The organism is Glaciimonas immobilis, assembly GCF_011947285.1.
GTDB classification, from domain to species: domain Bacteria; phylum Pseudomonadota; class Gammaproteobacteria; order Burkholderiales; family Burkholderiaceae_D; genus Glaciimonas; species Glaciimonas immobilis.
Map to the genome: position 1 here is coordinate 64,235 of NZ_JAAOZT010000002.1, position 17,721 is coordinate 81,955.

16 protein-coding genes are annotated in these 17,721 nt (G+C 49.7%); 14 read left to right on the plus strand and 2 right to left on the minus strand.

What is annotated here, in order from left to right; genetic code table 11:
* Positions 1–192: 192 nt before the first annotated feature.
* The 11 genes from hisS (at position 193) to HAV38_RS02550 (ending at position 12,066) form a co-directional block, all read left to right on the plus strand.
* Positions 193–1,563, plus strand: a complete 1,371-nt coding sequence (gene hisS, locus HAV38_RS02500; protein WP_168052123.1) for a histidine--tRNA ligase — start codon at positions 193–195, stop codon at positions 1,561–1,563.
* 11 nt (positions 1,564–1,574) lie between these two features.
* On the plus strand, positions 1,575–2,225 hold the full coding sequence (locus tag HAV38_RS02505) for a YfgM family protein (RefSeq protein ID WP_168052125.1): 651 nt from the start codon (positions 1,575–1,577) through the stop codon (positions 2,223–2,225).
* A gap of 62 nt (positions 2,226–2,287) precedes the next feature.
* Positions 2,288–3,442, plus strand: a complete 1,155-nt coding sequence (bamB, locus tag HAV38_RS02510; protein ID WP_168052127.1) for an outer membrane protein assembly factor BamB — start codon at positions 2,288–2,290, stop codon at positions 3,440–3,442.
* A 7-nt stretch (positions 3,443–3,449) separates the two neighbouring features.
* A complete protein-coding gene (gene der, locus HAV38_RS02515; protein WP_168052129.1) occupies positions 3,450–4,793 on the plus strand; it encodes a ribosome biogenesis GTPase Der in 1,344 nt (447 codons plus the stop codon).
* 126 nt (positions 4,794–4,919) lie between these two features.
* On the plus strand, positions 4,920–5,156 hold the full coding sequence (gene hfq, locus HAV38_RS02520) for an RNA chaperone Hfq (protein WP_108439546.1): 237 nt from the start codon (positions 4,920–4,922) through the stop codon (positions 5,154–5,156).
* A 39-nt stretch (positions 5,157–5,195) separates the two neighbouring features.
* Positions 5,196–6,335 carry a GTPase HflX gene (hflX, locus tag HAV38_RS02525; protein ID WP_168052131.1) on the plus strand — a complete coding sequence of 380 codons (1,140 nt, stop codon included), beginning with the start codon at positions 5,196–5,198 and terminating at the stop codon, positions 6,333–6,335.
* Between the two features lie 39 nt (positions 6,336–6,374).
* Entirely contained in the window at positions 6,375–7,676 is a 1,302-nt protein-coding gene (gene hflK, locus HAV38_RS02530; RefSeq protein WP_168052133.1) for an FtsH protease activity modulator HflK, read from the plus strand.
* On the plus strand, positions 7,676–8,557 hold the full coding sequence (gene hflC, locus HAV38_RS02535) for a protease modulator HflC (protein ID WP_168052135.1): 882 nt from the start codon (positions 7,676–7,678) through the stop codon (positions 8,555–8,557). Before hflK ends, hflC begins: the two co-directional genes overlap by 1 nt.
* A 483-nt stretch (positions 8,558–9,040) precedes the next feature.
* Positions 9,041–10,192: an ATP phosphoribosyltransferase regulatory subunit gene (locus tag HAV38_RS02540; RefSeq protein ID WP_168052137.1), complete on the plus strand. Its 1,152-nt coding sequence runs from the start codon at positions 9,041–9,043 to the stop codon at positions 10,190–10,192.
* Between the two features lie 3 nt (positions 10,193–10,195).
* Complete coding sequence (locus HAV38_RS02545) at positions 10,196–11,509, plus strand: adenylosuccinate synthase (protein ID WP_168052139.1); 1,314 nt, start codon at positions 10,196–10,198, stop codon at positions 11,507–11,509.
* A gap of 20 nt (positions 11,510–11,529) precedes the next feature.
* A complete protein-coding gene (locus tag HAV38_RS02550) occupies positions 11,530–12,066 on the plus strand; it encodes a phosphoribosyltransferase (RefSeq protein WP_168052141.1) in 537 nt (178 codons plus the stop codon).
* A gap of 206 nt (positions 12,067–12,272) precedes the next feature.
* Here the strand turns inward: HAV38_RS02550 and HAV38_RS02555 are convergent, their stop codons facing one another.
* Positions 12,273–12,680: a hypothetical protein gene (locus HAV38_RS02555; RefSeq protein WP_168052143.1), complete on the minus strand. Its 408-nt coding sequence runs from the start codon at positions 12,678–12,680 to the stop codon at positions 12,273–12,275.
* A 355-nt stretch (positions 12,681–13,035) separates the two neighbouring features.
* On the opposite strand from HAV38_RS02555, the gene iolG reads away from it, so the two are divergent.
* Together iolG and HAV38_RS02565 are read left to right on the plus strand one after the other, a co-directional pair.
* Positions 13,036–14,028, plus strand: coding sequence for an inositol 2-dehydrogenase (gene iolG / locus HAV38_RS02560; protein ID WP_168052145.1), 993 nt, complete (start codon positions 13,036–13,038; stop codon positions 14,026–14,028).
* Positions 14,029–14,035: 7 nt separating this feature from the next.
* The gene (locus HAV38_RS02565; RefSeq protein WP_168052147.1) at positions 14,036–15,061 is read left to right on the plus strand and encodes a Gfo/Idh/MocA family oxidoreductase; all 1,026 of its coding nucleotides are present in this window, start codon (positions 14,036–14,038) and stop codon (positions 15,059–15,061) included.
* A 152-nt stretch (positions 15,062–15,213) separates the two neighbouring features.
* Here HAV38_RS02565 and HAV38_RS02570 read toward each other — a convergent pair whose 3' ends face one another.
* A complete protein-coding gene (locus HAV38_RS02570; RefSeq protein ID WP_168052149.1) occupies positions 15,214–16,080 on the minus strand; it encodes a MurR/RpiR family transcriptional regulator in 867 nt (288 codons plus the stop codon).
* A 361-nt stretch (positions 16,081–16,441) separates the two neighbouring features.
* On the opposite strand from HAV38_RS02570, the gene HAV38_RS02575 reads away from it, so the two are divergent.
* The gene (locus HAV38_RS02575) at positions 16,442–17,446 is read left to right on the plus strand and encodes a sugar ABC transporter substrate-binding protein (protein ID WP_375791653.1); all 1,005 of its coding nucleotides are present in this window, start codon (positions 16,442–16,444) and stop codon (positions 17,444–17,446) included.
* Positions 17,447–17,721 lie beyond the last annotated feature (275 nt).

Below are 17,721 nucleotides of genomic sequence, written 5' to 3' on the forward strand. Positions count from 1 at the left end.
ACACGATTGAATATCCAGTTGTGAATATGCCCGGCAGAGGGCGCCAGGTAACGCGTAAGGCCGGTAATCAAGTTTGTAAGCGCAAGATTGGTAAAGTGCACGTTTGTAACGTGGTTGGCCTTGGGGACGCGCTGATGGGCAGAGCGACCAGCCACCAAAATTTAATGCCTGTTTAAGTGAGCATCAAGAAGAATGTCAGAGATCAAAAAAGTCGAAAAAATAGTAGGCGTCAAAGGGATGAACGACATCCTGCCTGCCGATGCAGCGCTATGGGAGTTATTTGAAAATACGGTTGAGTCCGTGTTAAAAAGTTACGGCTTCCAGCAGATTCGCACACCTATCGTTGAGCCAACCGCTTTATTTTCACGCGGCTTAGGCGCGGTCACGGACATCGTCGAAAAAGAAATGTACTCGTTCGTCGACTCAATGAATGGTGATAATCTCACTTTGCGTCCGGAAAGCACCGCAAGCGTTGTCCGTGCAGCCATTGAACATAATTTGACTTACGACGGTCCTAAACGGCTTTGGTATAGCGGCCCAATGTTTCGCCATGAGCGTCCACAGCGTGGGCGTTACCGCCAATTCCATCAGGTGGGCGCAGAAGCAATCGGCTTCACCGGCCCAGACATTGATGCAGAGTTAATTATGCTGTGTCAGCGTTTGTGGGACGACCTTGGACTGGATAACATTAAGCTCGAATTAAATTCCATCGGTGATGCTGAAGAAAGAAGCCGTCATCGCGTAGATTTGATCGCCTATTTCGAGCAGCATCAAGAAATACTGGATGCCGATGCGCAACGTCGCCTGCATTCCAATCCTTTGCGGATTCTGGATACCAAAAATCCCGCGATGCAAGCGATGGTCAATGGCGCGCCGCAATTGCTGGACTATCTTGGGCAAGAATCGCGCGCCCATTTTGAAGGTGTGCAGAAAATCCTGCATCACAACAATATTCCGTTCACCATCAATCCCCGTTTGGTGCGCGGTATGGATTATTACAATCGTACGGTGTTTGAATGGGTGACAGATCAGCTGGGTTCTCAAGGCACAGTTTGCGGCGGTGGGCGCTATGATCCGCTGGTTGAAATGTTTGGCGGTAAATCAACGCCAGCCTGCGGTTTTGCAATGGGCGTAGAGCGTTTGCTGGAGTTAATGCGCGCCAGTGGCGAGCCTGTTACCCGGAATGAATGCGATGTCTATCTGGTGCATCAAGGCGAGGCCGCGCAACTGCAATCATTTGTTTTAGCAGAGCGATTACGTAGTGCGGGACTGGATGTTGTGCTACATTGCGCATCGGCGAACGCTGGTGGCAGTTTTAAATCCCAAATGAAACGGGCAGATGCCAGCGGTGCCGCGTATGCCGTTATTATCGGTGAAGATGAGGTTGCCAATAATACCGCTGCAGTCAAAGTACTTCGTGCCGAAGCAGGCGTTAAAGAAGATGGCAGCAATCAGGCCGTGGTGCCTTTCGATGGCGTTCCCGACTATCTGGTAGATCTTATAGTTGGCAACGATGATCATGGGCATGATCATGATCACCAGCACGTTCACTATCACCATTAAAGTAAACTATCATGGCATTCAATCTCGAAGAGCAAGAACAGTTAGCGACCATAAACGACTGGTGGAAAAAGTACGGTAACCTCACGACATGGGTGGTGATCATCGCGCTGGCCGGTTATGCCGGTTGGGGTGGTTGGAAATTCTACCAAAATAGTCAGGCTGCGCAGGCCTCGCAATTGTATGAAGAACTGCAAAAAGCAGTCGGTGCTAAAGATAATGCTAAAGTACTGCGTGCCGCGACTGATATGCAACAAAAATTCGGCAGGACCGCGTATGCGGAGATGGCAGGACTGACTGCTGCCAAGTCGGCTTTTGATGCAAACGACCTGAATGGTGCGAAAACGCAATTGCAATGGGTAATCGAACATGGCCGTGAAGAGGCATACCAAACCATTGCAAAAGTGCGTCTGGCTGGCGTTCTGCTTGATCAAAACGCTTATGATGAAGGTTTGAAAGTGTTGAGCGGAGATGTATCTCCTGAATTCGCCAGCGTATTGGCTGATCGTAAAGGCGATATTCTGGTCGCCCAGAACAAGCTAGCGGAGGCGCGTGTCGCTTATCAGTCTGCGATCGACAAGTCGGCAGCAGGAAGTCAGGCCCGTCAACTGATACAAATAAAATTGGACGCAATTGGTGGAGCGCCGGCTAAAGCCGCGGCCTGATCCCCGGAACTTTCCATCTGTTTAAAAGATTCGCTCAGAAAATTTCGCAAAAAGGGAAGCAAATGCAGAAGTTGCAAAAAGTCCGTACAGCAGTGAAATTTGCATGCGCAGGTGCGGTGATTGTATTATCAGGTTGTTCACTGTTTTCCGGTAAAGCGCCGAGTAATCCACCAGCGCCTTTAGTGCAATTTAAGCCGGCGCTGACAGTGCGTACGGTCTGGTCGGCTTCGGTCGGTAATGCCGGAGAATATACTTTTTCACCCGCTGTTTCGGGCGCTAGCGTTTATGCTGCGTCTGCGGATGGCACAGTGACCCGGATTGACGCTGCCAAAGGCGTCGCCGCCTGGCGTATCAATGCTGGAATGAAATTGACGGCTGGTGTTGGAACAGACGGTTTTTTTGTCGCCGTCGCCGGTGAAAAGGGTGCACTACTAGTCTATGATGCAGAAGGAAAGCTGCGTTGGAAGGCGCAGGCATCAAGCGAAATATTATCCTCGCCTGCGGTGGGACAAGGTTTGGTAATCGTACGTAGTCTGGACAATCGGATTACCGCTTACGACGCTGAATCAGGCGAGCGTAAGTGGACGGCTCAACGGAGTGTTCCATCGCTTACTTTACGTTCTGCACCGGGCATATTGATCGTCGCGCAAGCGGCATTTGTTGCATTGCCGGGCGGTCGTTTGTCAGCATTAAATCTGGCTAACGGTGGCCCGTGGTGGGAAATGGCAATTGGCGACCCTCGCGGAACGACTGAGTTAGAACGTGTGGCCGATGCTTCCGGTATGCCTTTATTAACAGGTAAGGACGTCTGCGCGGTAGCCTATCAGGGACGTGTAGGTTGTTTCGACGGCGGCTCTGGTGCAGCCCATTGGGTCAAAAACTTCTCTAGTGCTGTTGGCGTCGGCGGCGATGATCGTAATCTGTATGCGGCGGACGAACACGGCGCAGTGAGTGCCTTCACCATAGACAACGGAACGGTCGTTTGGCGCAGTGATGCGCTGGCCAACCGCCAACTGTCTAGCCCGGTAGCGTTTGGCCCTTCTGTTGCAGTGGGCGATTTCGAAGGCTATATCCATTTCTTGTCACGTGAAAACGGATCGTTAGTGGCGCGTGTTCGTGCCGATAAAAGCGCGGTTTTGCCTACTTCAGTTGTGGCGGGATCGAATGTAATTTTTCAAACCAAATCAGGGACATTGATCGCTTTAGCGACAGAGTAACAACTTAATGAAGCCAGTAATTGCACTTGTAGGACGCCCGAACGTCGGCAAATCCACTTTATTCAACCGCATGACGCGCTCGCGCGATGCGTTAGTGGCGGATATGCCCGGATTGACCCGTGATCGCCACTATGGCGAGGGTCGTATGGGCGAGCGGCCATTTTTGGTCATCGATACCGGTGGTTTCGAGCCGGTGGCTAAAGACGGCATCATGCATGAAATGGCCAAGCAGACCAAGCAAGCGGTCGCAGAGGCCGATGTAGTGATTTTTATTGTAGACGGCCGTCAGGGACTGACGCCACACGATAAAACTATCACAGATTTTCTGCGTAAATCAGGTCGTTCTGTGATGTTAGTCGTGAATAAATCCGAGGGTATGAAATACACCTCAGTCACCGCAGAGTTTTACGAACTGGGACTTGGCGATCCGTACGTTATCTCTGCCGCGCACGGTGATGGTGTAGCCGATCTGGTTGAGGAATCGCTCGATCTCGCTTTCGCTCAGCGCCCACCCGAGGTAGAAGAGCCGGTTAGTAACGAAAGAAGTATTAAGCTTGCCATCGTAGGCCGCCCAAACGTTGGTAAATCGACGCTGGTAAATACGTTGCTAGGCGAAGAGCGCGTGATTGCATTTGATATGCCAGGCACGACTCGTGACTCGATTGAGATTCCGTTTGAGCGCGACGGTACGCAATACACATTAATCGATACAGCAGGAATCCGTCGACGCGGTAAGGTTTTTGAGGCGATTGAAAAATTCTCGGTGGTCAAAACACTGCAGTCTATCTCTGAAGCCAACGTCGTGTTATTACTGTTAGATGCGCAACAGGATATCTCCGAGCAAGATGCGCATATCGCCGGATTTATTCTTGAAACAGGACGCGCACTGGTGGTCGGCATCAACAAGTGGGATGGTCTGACGACTGAGCGTCGTGATGAAATCAAGATCGATCTGGATCGCAAACTGAATTTTCTATCGTTCGCCAAATGGCATTACATCTCCGCGCTGAAATCGACTGGCATCGCTCCATTGATGAAGTCTGTCGATGCTGCTTATGCCGCGGCCATGTCTAACTTGACGACGCCGAAACTGACCCGTGCATTGTTGGAAGCTGTTGAACATCAGCAGCCGCGCCGCAAGGGCTCAATTCGCCCTAAATTGCGATACGCGCATCAAGGCGGAATGAACCCACCGATCGTCGTCATTCACGGCAATTCGCTCGAAGCGATCGATGCAAACTACCGACGTTATCTTGAAAAATACTTTCGTGAAACTTTTTCGCTTATTGGGACTCCATTACGTATCGAGTTTAAGTCAGGGAAGAACCCGTTTGCTCGTCCGGTAAAATAGATTTCCGTTGGCAGGAATAGCAGAAATCGTTTACATTCGTTATACACCACCGAGTCAACCATAGAAACTCCGTCAAATTGACGGAGTCGGTTTGACTTCTAATCACAACAACATAGTGGAGTAGCCATGAGTAATAAAGGGCAATTGTTACAAGACCCGTTTCTAAACGCCTTACGTAAAGAACACGTCCCGGTATCAATATATTTAGTAAATGGTATTAAGCTTCAAGGCCATATTGAGTCTTTTGACCAATACGTCGTGCTGCTGCGTAATACCGTGACACAAATGGTTTATAAGCATGCCATCTCAACTGTTGTGCCTGCACGCGCTGTGACGCTTAATCTTGAAGCAGACGCAGAGTAATCAATTGCTGTCCGCCCGGACAGCTATTCGACCCCTCCTATGCGCGCCGCATTAGTCGGCGTGGACTTCGGCAAAGGTGACTTTGCCGCTAGTCTGGAAGAGTTATCCCTGCTGGCAAAGTCGGCAGGTGCGGTGCCAATCGTTACCATCACTGGACGGCGAGGGGCGCCTGATGCTGCCTTATTTGTCGGTTCCGGCAAGGCACAGGAAATCGCCGATGCGGTCCTGGATGATGATATTGAGATTATTATTTTCAACCACGCCCTGTCTCCGGCACAGCAACGCAATCTCGAACGCGTATTAAAAGTCCGCGTCCTTGACCGCACGAGCTTGATTTTGGACATTTTTGCCCAACGTGCGAAAAGTCACGAAGGTAAGGTTCAGGTAGAGTTGGCGCAACTTCAGCATTTGGCAACCCGCCTTATTCGTGGCTGGACCCATCTGGAGCGGCAAAAGGGCGGCATAGGTTTGCGCGGTCCGGGTGAAACGCAGCTAGAAACCGACCGTCGATTGTTGGGGGATCGGGTGAAGGCTTTACGCGGTCGTCTGGAAAAACTGCATCGCCAGCACGCAACGCAACGGCGCGCACGTGGACGTAGCAACATTCCTTCGATTTCGCTTGTAGGCTATACCAACGCTGGCAAATCGACGTTGTTTAATGCATTGTCTAAGGCCGGTGTGTACGCAGCGGATCAATTGTTTGCCACGCTAGACACGACATCGCGAAAAATCTATCTTGGCGAAGGTGCCAATGTCGTGATTTCCGATACCGTCGGTTTCATTCGGGAACTACCGCATCAACTAGTCGCCGCCTTTAGAGCAACACTGGAAGAAACCATCCATGCAGATTTGTTGCTGCATGTAGTCGATGCGGCTAGTCCTGCGCGACTGGAGCAAATTGAGCAGGTCAATCTGGTGCTCAAAGAAATCGGTGCCGATCATATTCCACAGATCCTTGTATGGAACAAGATCGATGCTGCGGAGTTGTCTCCGGGCATTGAGCGTAACGAGTATGATAAAATTCAGCGTGTTTTTATAAGCGCTCAAACTGGTGCTGGTCTTGGACTGATGCGTCAGGCAATTACAGAATTTGTAACAGATAACAACGCGGCGAGGGTCGATCAACAGCAAAATGAAAATACCCAAAGTATCGAGGACTCGCAGATAAAACGCCTCTAAAGAGCATTCCAACCTATTTTTATACCGGATCACGATCGAATGCTTGGTTCTATATTCAAAAAAATTGGTGTCAAATTTTCGCTTAACGACCCGCAGTGGGGCCGTAAACCGCAAAATGATAACCAACAAAACAATGACGGCAAAAAGCCGAATAATGGCCCACCGGATCTCGACCAGTTATGGCGTGATTTTAACCAACGTCTGAATCGTTTTTTTGGTAACAAAAATAACGGCGGCGGTGGCAGCGGCGACTCCAATAGCGGCAGCAGTGGCTTTCCTTCCGGCAAAAACGCTGGCGTCGGCGTCGGCATTATTGGCGCAATTGTGATATTTCTCTGGGTGGTTAGCGGATTTTTTACCGTACAGGAAGGGCAGACCGGCGTGGTCATGACTTTCGGTAAATATAGCCACTCTACAATGGCGGGTGTTAATTGGCGCTGGCCTTACCCGATACAAAGCCATGAAATTGTCAACGTCTCCGGCGTTCGTACAATTGAAGTCGGCTATCGCGGTAACGCAAAAAATAAGCAGCCCAAAGAAGCCCTGATGTTGACTGAGGATGAAAATATCATCGATATTCAGTTTGCAGTACAGTACAAATTAAAAAGCGCAGCGGACTGGCTGTACCAAATTCGCAATCCAGAAGAAACGGTGCGACAGGTCGCTGAAGCCGCTGTCCGAGAAGTTGTCGGTAAAAGTCAAATGGACTTTGTGTTGTATGAAGGCCGCGAAAAAGTCGCTCTGGATGTTGGTCAATTGATGCAGCAAATTCTTGATCATTACAAAAGTGGCGTACAGGTCACTAATGTGACCATGCAGGGAGTTCAACCGCCCGAACAGGTTCAGGCGGCCTTTGATGATGCTGTGAAAGCAGGCCAGGATCGCGAACGCCAAAAGAACGAAGGACAAGCTTACGCTAATGATGTAATTCCTAAAGCCCGTGGCGCAGCTTCGCGCCTGTTGCAGGAAGCTGAGGCATACAGTGCCCGTGTGACGGCGAACGCAGAAGGAGATGCATCACGTTTCAGGCAAGTGTTGACCGAGTACCAAAAAGCGCCCGCTGTCACGCGTGATCGTATGTATTTGGATACTATGCAACAAATCTTCGCGAATACTACCAAAGTCATGATTGATGCCAAGAGCGGAAATAATTTGTTGTACCTGCCTTTGGAAAAATTGATTGCGCAATCAATTGCCAGCGGTACGGTTGGTGGTACATCGCCAAGTGCAGCCAGCGGGATAAGCCCGGCCACGGCACCGGTAGTGCCGTTGAAAGAAAGTGATGCGCAAGGGGTAATTGACTCGCGTTCCCGTGACAACCGTAATCGGGAGAGCAGATAATGAACCGTTTAATATCTCTCGCTGTTGGCGTGTTTATCGTACTGGGATTGTTGCTTTCCACTGTATTTGTGGTGGATCAGCGGCAATACGGCATCTTGTTTGCTTTTGGTGAAGTCAAAGAAGTAATTAGTGAGCCGGGGCTGCATTTCAAATTGCCAGCACCGTTTCAAAATGTCGTATTTTTGGATAAGCGGATATTGACAATCGATCCACCTGAGGCCGACAGATTTATTACTGCTGAAAAGAAAAACGTCCTGATCGATGCTTTCGTTAAATGGCGGATCACTGATCCTAAATTGTTTTTTGTGAGTTTTGGCGTAGATGAACAACGTGCGCAAGAGCGGATGTCTCAAATCGTTAAAGCCGCGTTGAACGAAGAAATTACCAAGCGCACAGTGCGCGAAGTAATCTCTGGAGAGCGCGGCAAAGTAATGGACGCGTTGCGCAAGAAGGTTGCAGAAGAAGCACGGCAGATCGGTGTTGATATTGTTGACGTGCGTTTGAAGCGCGTTGATTATGTTGATCAAATTAATGCTTCGGTATATGACCGTATGAAGTCAGAGCGTGCGCGTGTGGCCAATGAATTACGCTCAACGGGTTTTGCTGAGTCGGAGAAGATTCGTGCTGATGCAGATAAACAACGGACGGTGATTTTGGCGGAAGCCTATCGGGATGCTGAAAATATGCGCGGTGAAGGCGATGCAAAGGCTTCGCAGACTTATGCGCAAGCTTTCAGCAAGAGCCCAGAGTTCTATAAGTTTTATCGTAGTCTCGAGGCTTATCGTGCCAGCTTTAAGACCCGACAGGATTTGATGGTGATTGATCCTAGCTCCGAATTCTTTAAGTATTTTAAGAATCCGGGTGTCGGTGCTGCGAAGTAATACGAAGTCTAGACCGCAACAGGTGTGAACAAAAGCCGTTTGAATCAGGTGCGGCGGTGCAACAGTACAGATGTACTTTATGCACTGCCGTAGAGCCAGGTAGAGCATAAAGTACAAAGACAGGTTCCAAGCATCCAAATGGTTTTTGGTGCAACTTAGTTGCATTTTAACAATTTTCGACCATCATTAATGCGTTTTTTCTGACGATGCATGGTGTTTAAAATGGTTGGCAAAACAGTAATATGATGGCGTCATTAATCCAGACGCCATTTCTTTTTTTTACGGCGACGAAAATCTCTGATACATTCCGCATAGCCTGGCGCCACTAGTGCAATTCAGGCAGTTATGCTATCCAGTTATGTCGGACAACAAAGGCATCTGGATTTAGGGTGTTGATTGTTGGTGTGTTTTTGGTCGCGTTCGATCATGATGTACTCTCGCGCCGGTTTTGACCGGCGCTGAATTTCTTTTGGTTTACTTTCTATGCCTAATTGGCTTCTTCCTGAAAATATCGCCGATGTCTTGCCATCCGAAGCACGCAAGATCGAGGACCTGCGACGGTTAATTCTTGATAATTTTCGCGTATACGGTTACGAGCTCGTCATGCCGCCCATGCTGGAATACATAGAGTCCCTGTTGGCTGGTGCTGGCCAAGATACCGAATCGATGACATTCAAGCTGGTGGACCAGATTACTGGTCGGACACTTGGTGTCCGGGCGGATATGACAACCCAAGTGGCCCGAATTGATGCACACTTATTAAATCGTCCATCGCTAACACGACTTTGTTACGCTGGTAGCGTATTGCGGACGCGTCCCTCTGGCCTCCATGCGACCCGTGAGCCATTCCAGATTGGTGCCGAGATTTACGGTCATGCCGGGCTTGAGGCCGATGCAGAGATTCAGCATCTGGCGCTGGCTTCGTTGGCTTTAGCGGGTATTACGAAGGTGCGTCTCGATTTGTGCCATGTAGGCATATTGCGTGCCATTATTGCTGAAGATGCCGCGGCGACCAAAGACGAGACGGCTTTGGTAAAGTTGCTCGAAGCAAAGGACACGCCGGGATTACTTAAAATAAGTGTAGATTACGGTGCGCCAACACGCGCAGCGTTATTAGCGTTACCGCATTTGTATGGCGATATTACCGTAATTGAACGTGCGCGTGAAATATTGCCAAAATTACCTGCGATAGCCAAGGCATTAGATGAATTGCTGGCACTGGCACACGCTGCAGGTGAAGAATGTGTCACTGTCGATCTGGCCGATCTTCGAGGTTATCATTACGAAAGTGGTGCAATATTCGGGGCTTACGTTAGCGGTTTGCCGAACGCGCTGGTACGTGGAGGGCGTTACGATCATGTCGGCGAAACCTTTGGACGCTCGCGCCCTGCGACCGGATTCTCGATGGATCTGCGTGAGTTAGCGCGCCTGATGCCGAGTGCAGCGCGTAAAGCTGCAATTCTGGCACCTTGGAGTACCGAAGCAGGATTAAAGGAAAAGATTGTTGCGTTGCGTAACGCTGGCGAAATAGTGATTCAGAGTTTGCCAGGGCACGAAAACGATCAAGATGAGTTCGATTGCGACCGCGTGGTTGTACTCGAAAATGGCAACTGGATTATCAAAAATTTGGACTAAGTGATGTTACAGAAAAGTAATCAAAAAAACGTCGTCGTCATCGGAACCCAGTGGGGCGATGAAGGTAAGGGTAAGATTGTTGACTGGCTGACGGACCACGCACAGGGTGTTGTGCGTTTTCAGGGCGGACACAATGCAGGCCATACGCTAGTTATCGGCGGTAAAAAAACCGCGCTGCAACTGATTCCGTCAGGGATCATGCGTCCGGGCGTCGCATGTTATATCGGTAACGGCGTTGTTTTGTCAGTTCCGGACTTATTGCGTGAAATCGATAAGCTGCAAGCCGCCGGGGTGGAAGTTGCATCACGCCTCAAGGTGTCGGAAGCCTGCCCCATCATTTTGCCCTACCACACTGCACTTGATGCAGCGCGTGAAGTAGCGCGCGGTGCCGCCAAGATTGGTACTACGGGTAAAGGTATCGGTCCAGCGTATGAAGATAAAGTCGCCCGTCGTGCAATCCGCGTTGCCGATTTATTGAATGAAACGCGCTTCGCTGAAAAGCTGCGCGAAAATCTTGATTATCACAACTTCGTGCTGACTAACTATTTGAAGGCAGATCCGGTCGATTTTCAAAAAACCTTCGACGATGCTTTGGCCAATGTGCCGCGTCTGGCACCGATGGTGTCCGATGTGTCGAGCGAGCTATACGCCGCCTATAATAATGGCGCAAAGCTATTGTTTGAAGGTGCGCAAGGAAGTTTGCTAGACGTGGATCATGGGACTTATCCATTTGTAACATCGAGCAATTGCGTCGCCGGTAATGCCGCTGCAGGTTCGGGTGTCGGACCAAACATGTTGCACTATATACTCGGGATCACTAAAGCCTACACGACGCGTGTTGGTTCTGGTCCGTTCCCATCCGAACTGCCTACTGATGAAAGTATCGGTCTGCATCTTTCAAGCGTCGGCCATGAATTCGGTACCGTTACAGGCCGCGCCCGTCGTTGCGGTTGGTTTGATGCGGCATTATTGAAGCGCTCGGTACAGATTAACGGGGTGTCGGGGATGTGCCTGACCAAGCTCGACGTGCTCGACGGCCTTGAGTCATTGAAGCTTTGCACTGGCTATACCATTGACGGCAAGGTCGTCGATATATTCCCGGTAGGCGCGGAAGAAGCGGCGCGTTGCGTGCCAATTTATGAGGAAATGCCAGGTTGGACGGAAGTCACCGTCGGTGCGAAATCGATGGATGCGCTGCCAGCCAATGCCCGTGCTTATGTTAAGCGTATCGAAGAACTGGTCGGCGTGCCGATCGACATGGTCTCCACTGGTCCTGATCGTGAAGAAACCATTGTTTTGCGCCATCCTTTTAAATAATTAAAAAGAAGATAAGCACGATGAATGTCTCTAACGACCAACACCTATGGGTTTCATGGGACGACTATAACCGGGCGATAGAAAAGCTAGCACTCACTGTACATAATTCTGGCTGGAAATTCGATCAGGTTCTGTGTCTGGCGCGCGGCGGCTTGCGGCCAGGCGATGTGTGCTCCCGTATTTTTGATGTGCCGTTGGCTATTCTGTCCACCAGCTCGTACCGTGAGGCTGCTGGGACAGTGCAAAGTGAACTTGATATTGCTGCGCACATCACGATGAGTCGTGGTTCACTGGCTGGCCGCATCTTGCTGGTCGACGATCTGGTTGATTCCGGTGTGACGCTTGATCGGGTACAACGCCACCTGCGTGAGAATTATGCGCCGGTGACGGAAGTCAAATCGGCCGTCATCTGGTGGAAGGATTGCTCGACAATCAAGCCGGATTTTTATGTTGATCACCTTCCTACTAATCCCTGGATACATCAGCCGTTCGAAGATTACGATAGTTTGCGTCCCCACCAGCTAGAGGCGTGGACCAAGAGGGGGATGGCGCGTTAAGCCAGCCTCAAAGCGATAAATGAAATGCCCCAGCCACCCGCCGGGGCTTTTTTTTTGGGGAAGTTCGATTTTAGGCGGTGCGTTAGGGGACACCTTGTCCTACCGAAGAGAAGAGAACAGCGACCGAAAGGTGAGCTCGGCTTCTGGAGTACTTGTTATGTCATCAGGTGACGTTTCCCTGTACTGCAATCCTGCCTTAAATTCTGCTATTCCTGAAATACCATATAAAGCGGTTGCGGTAGTGCCTCATATCGACGTTCTGCGGGGAAGTAGAGGCCCAATAGCTGTTTCTCTGACGTGACTATGTCAAAAGTTTTTGGCGTTTCATCGTTAGTCATTAGCGTCCCTTTTTTAGGTTTATAGACGCTACCCGGGGCTACCTTCCCTAGGTACTGCCAGCGTGTGCCCTCCATCAACATAATTGAATAGCCGTCATCGAGCGTCAGGGTAACGCGGGTCGCCAGCGTTCGCATTTGAATTACTTTTGTCGGCGTAAGCGTAGTGATCGGCGCTTTGGCGCTAACGGGGTCGACGACGCCTTCACCCGTTGTGCACCCGATTAACGGTAGCAAGATTGTAGCGCTAAAGAATATTACCAGTGGTCGCGGCGTCATGTCAGATATCCGGTTGGTGCTGTTGAAGATGCTATGAATCAAAGGTAAGTGATCGGGGCCAATCCAGTGTAATGATCTGTATAAAATTGCATACTCTTCCTTATATCATTAAGTCCCGGCGACCAGAAAATAATTGTTAAATTTACAAATTATTTTTTAGCTCTGTGGAAATAACTCACATTCCAACCATTTACGTTGCTAATTTGAAACTATTAATTCACAGGAAGGGATGCGCTTCTTGTTATTGAATGTGAAATATAATTTCTATTATTTAAAAACATGGAAAATTATTTCTACTGTCACGCGTTTTTCCTTACAATAGGCATCACCACAATAACAATCAGGGAGAACGCAAATGATCAATGTAGCGGTGTTTGGCGCGGGGCGAATCGGCAAAATTCATGCGGCCAATTTGGTACTGCAGCCAGGTGTAAAACTTAAATATATCAGCGATGTCAACGTCCAGGCTGCCCGGGAACTGGCGGGGAAAAATGGCGCACAAGTAGTCGATATCGATATCGCGCTCGCAGACCCCGCAGTCGGTGCCGTATTGATCGCGTCTAGTACTGATACGCATGCTGACCTCATCTTGCGCGCCGTGGCTGCTGGCAAAGCCATTTTTTGCGAGAAGCCAGTGGACCTGGCTTTGGCGCGTGCGAAGGAATGCGCGTTAGCGGTTGGTGCGGCTAACGTGACCTGCATGATGGGATTCCAGCGCCGCTTCGATCCAACCTTTGAGGCATTAAAGATGCGTTTGGTAGCCGGTGAAATAGGTGAACCGGAGATGTTAATTGTGACCAGCCGCGATCCAGGCGCTCCGCCGGTGTCATACTTAAAAAGTTCGGGAGGAATATTCAAGGATATGTTGATTCATGACTTTGATATTTTCCGCTGGATACTCGATGATGAGGCGGTCAGCATATCCGCCACCGGCAGTTGCCTGAGTGATCCCGCGATTGCAGAGTCCGGAGACATCGATTCCGCTGTAGTGACCATCCGTACCCGCCGCGGTCGCTTATGCCAGATCAATACCAGCCGCCGCGCAGCCTATGGTTACGATCAGCGCTTTGAAGTACTGGGTAGCAAAGGCATGCTTCAGGCTGGCAATCACAAGCCAACCGAGGTAGTGGCTTCGACTGCCCAAAACGTCAGCCAGGACAAACCTGAACACTTCTTTCTTGAGCGCTATCGCGCCGCTTATGCCCGTGAAATTGCGCATTTTTTTGATGTACTGGTGAATGGCGGCGCGGTTCGCACCACAATCGATGACGGTGTTGCGGCGTTAGCGTTGGCCGAGGCAGCAACCTTGTCATGGCGTGAAAATCGCACGATAGAACTATCCCAATGAGATCCTAATGAACGCACATCAGACTTTAAAAATTGGCATAGTCGGACTAGGTCGTTTAGGTCGGCGACATGCAGAAAACTTGCTACAGCACGTTCCGGGTGCGACGCTTGTGGCCGCCTGTAGTCCGCTTGAAAGCGAGTTAACGTGGGCTAAACAGACGCTTGGTATCAGTAATCTGTATCTGGACTACGAGGCGCTACTAGCGCACGAGGGGCTTGATGCGGTGTTTCTGGTGACGCCGACCTCAATGCATCCGCAGCAAATCATTCAGGCGTTACGGGCTGGTAAGCACGTATTTTGTGAGAAACCGTTATCGCTGGACCTGGATGATTGTCGTCGTGTAAATGCCGAGGCAACGCTGCATCCGCACTTGAACGTGATGATTGGCTTCGTGCGACGTTTTGATGCTAGCTATCAGGATGCTTATAAAAAGATCCAGTCCGGCAGCATTGGGCAGCCGTTCATGGTGTACTCGCAAACCTGCGATCAATTTGATCCAGAGGGGTTCTTTGTCAATTTCGCCCCTACCAGCGGCGGTATTTTCCTTGATTGCAGCGTGCATGATATTGATCTTGCGCGATGGATGCTGGGCAATCCCAAGCCGGTACGGGTTTATGCCAGCGGCACGATTGCAATACATCAGGGATTAGAAGCCTGCGGTGACGTCGATAATGGGGTGGCGATTTGTGAGTTTGAGAACGGCCGCATTGCGACATTTTATGCCTCGCGCACAATGCCACATGGGCATGAAACAGTGACAGAGGTAACAGGTACGGCAGGGCGACTCACGATAGGACGCAATCCCCGCCAACATCGTGTCGAAATTGCAGATGCGACCGGAATCCGGAATGAATGCACGCCTACTTTCTTCGACCGCTTTGAAGATGCTTTTCTGAGTGAGGCGACTTATTTTGTTAACGCCATACGCAAGCAGGAGCCGTTAAGTCTGACACTGGACGATGCGACCGAGGCGACCAGGATTGGGATAGCAATGCGCGAATCGTTAGTGTCGAAATTGCCTGTGATGTTGTGAAAATAACGTGAATTGACGTTGAAAGGCGTCACATCAAATGTCAGTACGTGTCAGTACGTGTCAGTACGCCCGAGGGGGCTGGCACGTTAAGATGGTCTCTTTCACACGCGCCAGGCCCTATTGACCCACCGCTCATGTCCGCCGTGGGTCAGTTATTCATCATAACCGTCGATTGCGTTGGCCTCTTCAACATTCAATTCCAGCCGGTACGCCAGCGCAATGAACAATGCCTGACATAAACACATGGCGTTGGTGAGCGATCTGAATGCGAAGGCGCTGCCTTCCTTTACCGTCAACGACACAGTTGCGTGTTTTGCTAATGGACTGAGCTGACTGTCTGTGATAACTAATGTCTTCGCCTGATGATGATGCGCTAACCGCACACAAGCCTGCGTTTCTTTACCATACGGGGTAAAGCTAATAGCAATCAAAACATCATTTTTGCCGATACTGCGGATTTGCTCCCGGAACATGCCACCAAGTCCAGATAATATATGCACGCGCTTGTTGGTGTGCTGCAACGCATACACGATATAAGTGGCGATAGGAAACGAGCGGCGCACACCGATCACATAGATGTTCTCAGCTTTATGCAAAAGCTTGACCGCTTCTTCGAAACGGGTCTCGTCCAGTCCGCTCAATAATTCATCCAGGCCGCTACGACTGGCATCGATAAATTCGCGCGCCATGGCGCCGCTTTGTAGCGGAGAGGCTTTAGTTTCTATCAGCTTGCGAATGCGTTGTTGATAATTTGGTGAGGGGCCGGTCTGCGCAGTGTAGGCATCCCTGAACACGGCCTGCATTTCACTAAAGCCTGTAAACCCAAATTGTTTTGCAAAGCGCACGATAGCTGAGGGTTGCACATCACAATGCTCAGCGATGTCACTGATGCGTTCCAGCATTAAACTGGTGCGATGCTGCTCAATATATTTGGCAATGATTTTAAGTTGCTTGGAAAGAGTGGGATATTTATCCGCTATTTGCAGCATTAATTGATCGACTGTAGCAGTTTCCGCCATGTTGTTCCTCTTTAGTATTTTTTGGACCTACGCAAAATCGCTCTGGCGGCATTGTGCTCTCTTGGCCACCTACGCGGTTCGGCATTAGCATATTGTCTTCGGCTGCAGGTTGCGCAAATCCGTTGGTGGGACACTATCTATGTACTGATTATAAGGAATATTTTATATTTGAAAATTAAATTCTAAAATTAAAATTAAATGAAAAAAAAGTTGCATTATGTCTCCGCTTGTTCTATTGTTTAGTGCCGATTAGCTAAAAGCTAGTCGTCGGCATCAAAGTACCGCACCTTATAGTTCGGACAAAATAAAATTGGAGATAAAAATGCAACAATATAGATCGAGATGGCTCTTGAAGGTCTTAATGGTCGCGGCCATGGTCGTGTCGGCCGTATCGGTCAACGTAGCGTATGCCATGAACGAAAAATTTGTTCTTATCAGCCACGCGCCAGATTCTGATTCCTGGTGGAATACCATAAAAAATGCTATCAAGCAAGCCGGTGAAGATTTTAGTGTCACTGTCGATTATCGTAATCCTCCAAATGGTGATCTGGCCGACATGTCGCGCTTAATTGAACAAGCGGCGGCGCGCAATTACGATGGCGTGATTGTTAGTATTGCCGATTACAGCGTGCTGAAAAAAGCCATGCTCAACGTCACGGCGAAAAAAATTCCGTTAGTCACCATTAATTCCGGTACGCAGAAACAAAGCGAAGAATTAGGGGCGATTATGCACGTTGGTCAGCCAGAATATGACGCTGGCAAGGGTGCGGGAGAAAAGGCTAAAGCCGCCGGTATCAAATCGTTCTTGTGCGTCAATCATTACGCTACCAATCCATCTTCGTTCGAGCGTTGCCGCGGTTTTGCTGACGCGCTTGGCGTTGACTACAAAAAATCAACATTGGACGCAGGCCAGGATCCGACTGGTATAGAGAGTAAAGTGTCCGCCTATTTACGCAACAATCCAGGGACGCAAGCGGTGTTGGCACTGGGCCCGGATTCTGCTGGGCCAAGCTTGCGCGCTTTGCAAAAAATGGGTCTGAAAGGAAAAATGTGGTTTGCTACTTTTGACTTATCTGATGAAATTGCGAAAGGTATTCAGGACGGCTCAGTGCAATTTGCGATTGATCAGCAACCCTATTTGCAAGGCTATATTCCGGTCGCCGTGCTGGCAATTATGAAGCAGTCCAAGACTTCCGACGTCGCCACGATACAAGCCCAATTGAAGGGTAATCCAAAGTTTCAGGCGCGTCTTGCCGAGTATGGTCTGGCCCCGATTTATGGGCCACGCCATATCAGCTCCGGCCCGGGCTATATTACTAAAGATAATATCGCTAAAGTTCTAAAATACGCAGGGCAGTATCGTTAAGGGTTTTTCTTCATAGCGATCTATCAGGTGTTTGTTTGTCGCCCGATATGGAGACTACAAAAGAATAACGCGAAGAATATTCTGACTCCGATCGGGCGCTTAATTGGCGAGTTTGATGTCGTTTTAAAAAGCACCGGGCTGCTCTCAGGAAGCCGGACACGGGCATGAATCAAGGATCAAGGATCACCGATCAAATCACAGATTACAGATCACTGGTTACTATCAGCAAAAGTCAAAAAACTAAGTAGGAGACATTGTATGAGTTCACATAGCGC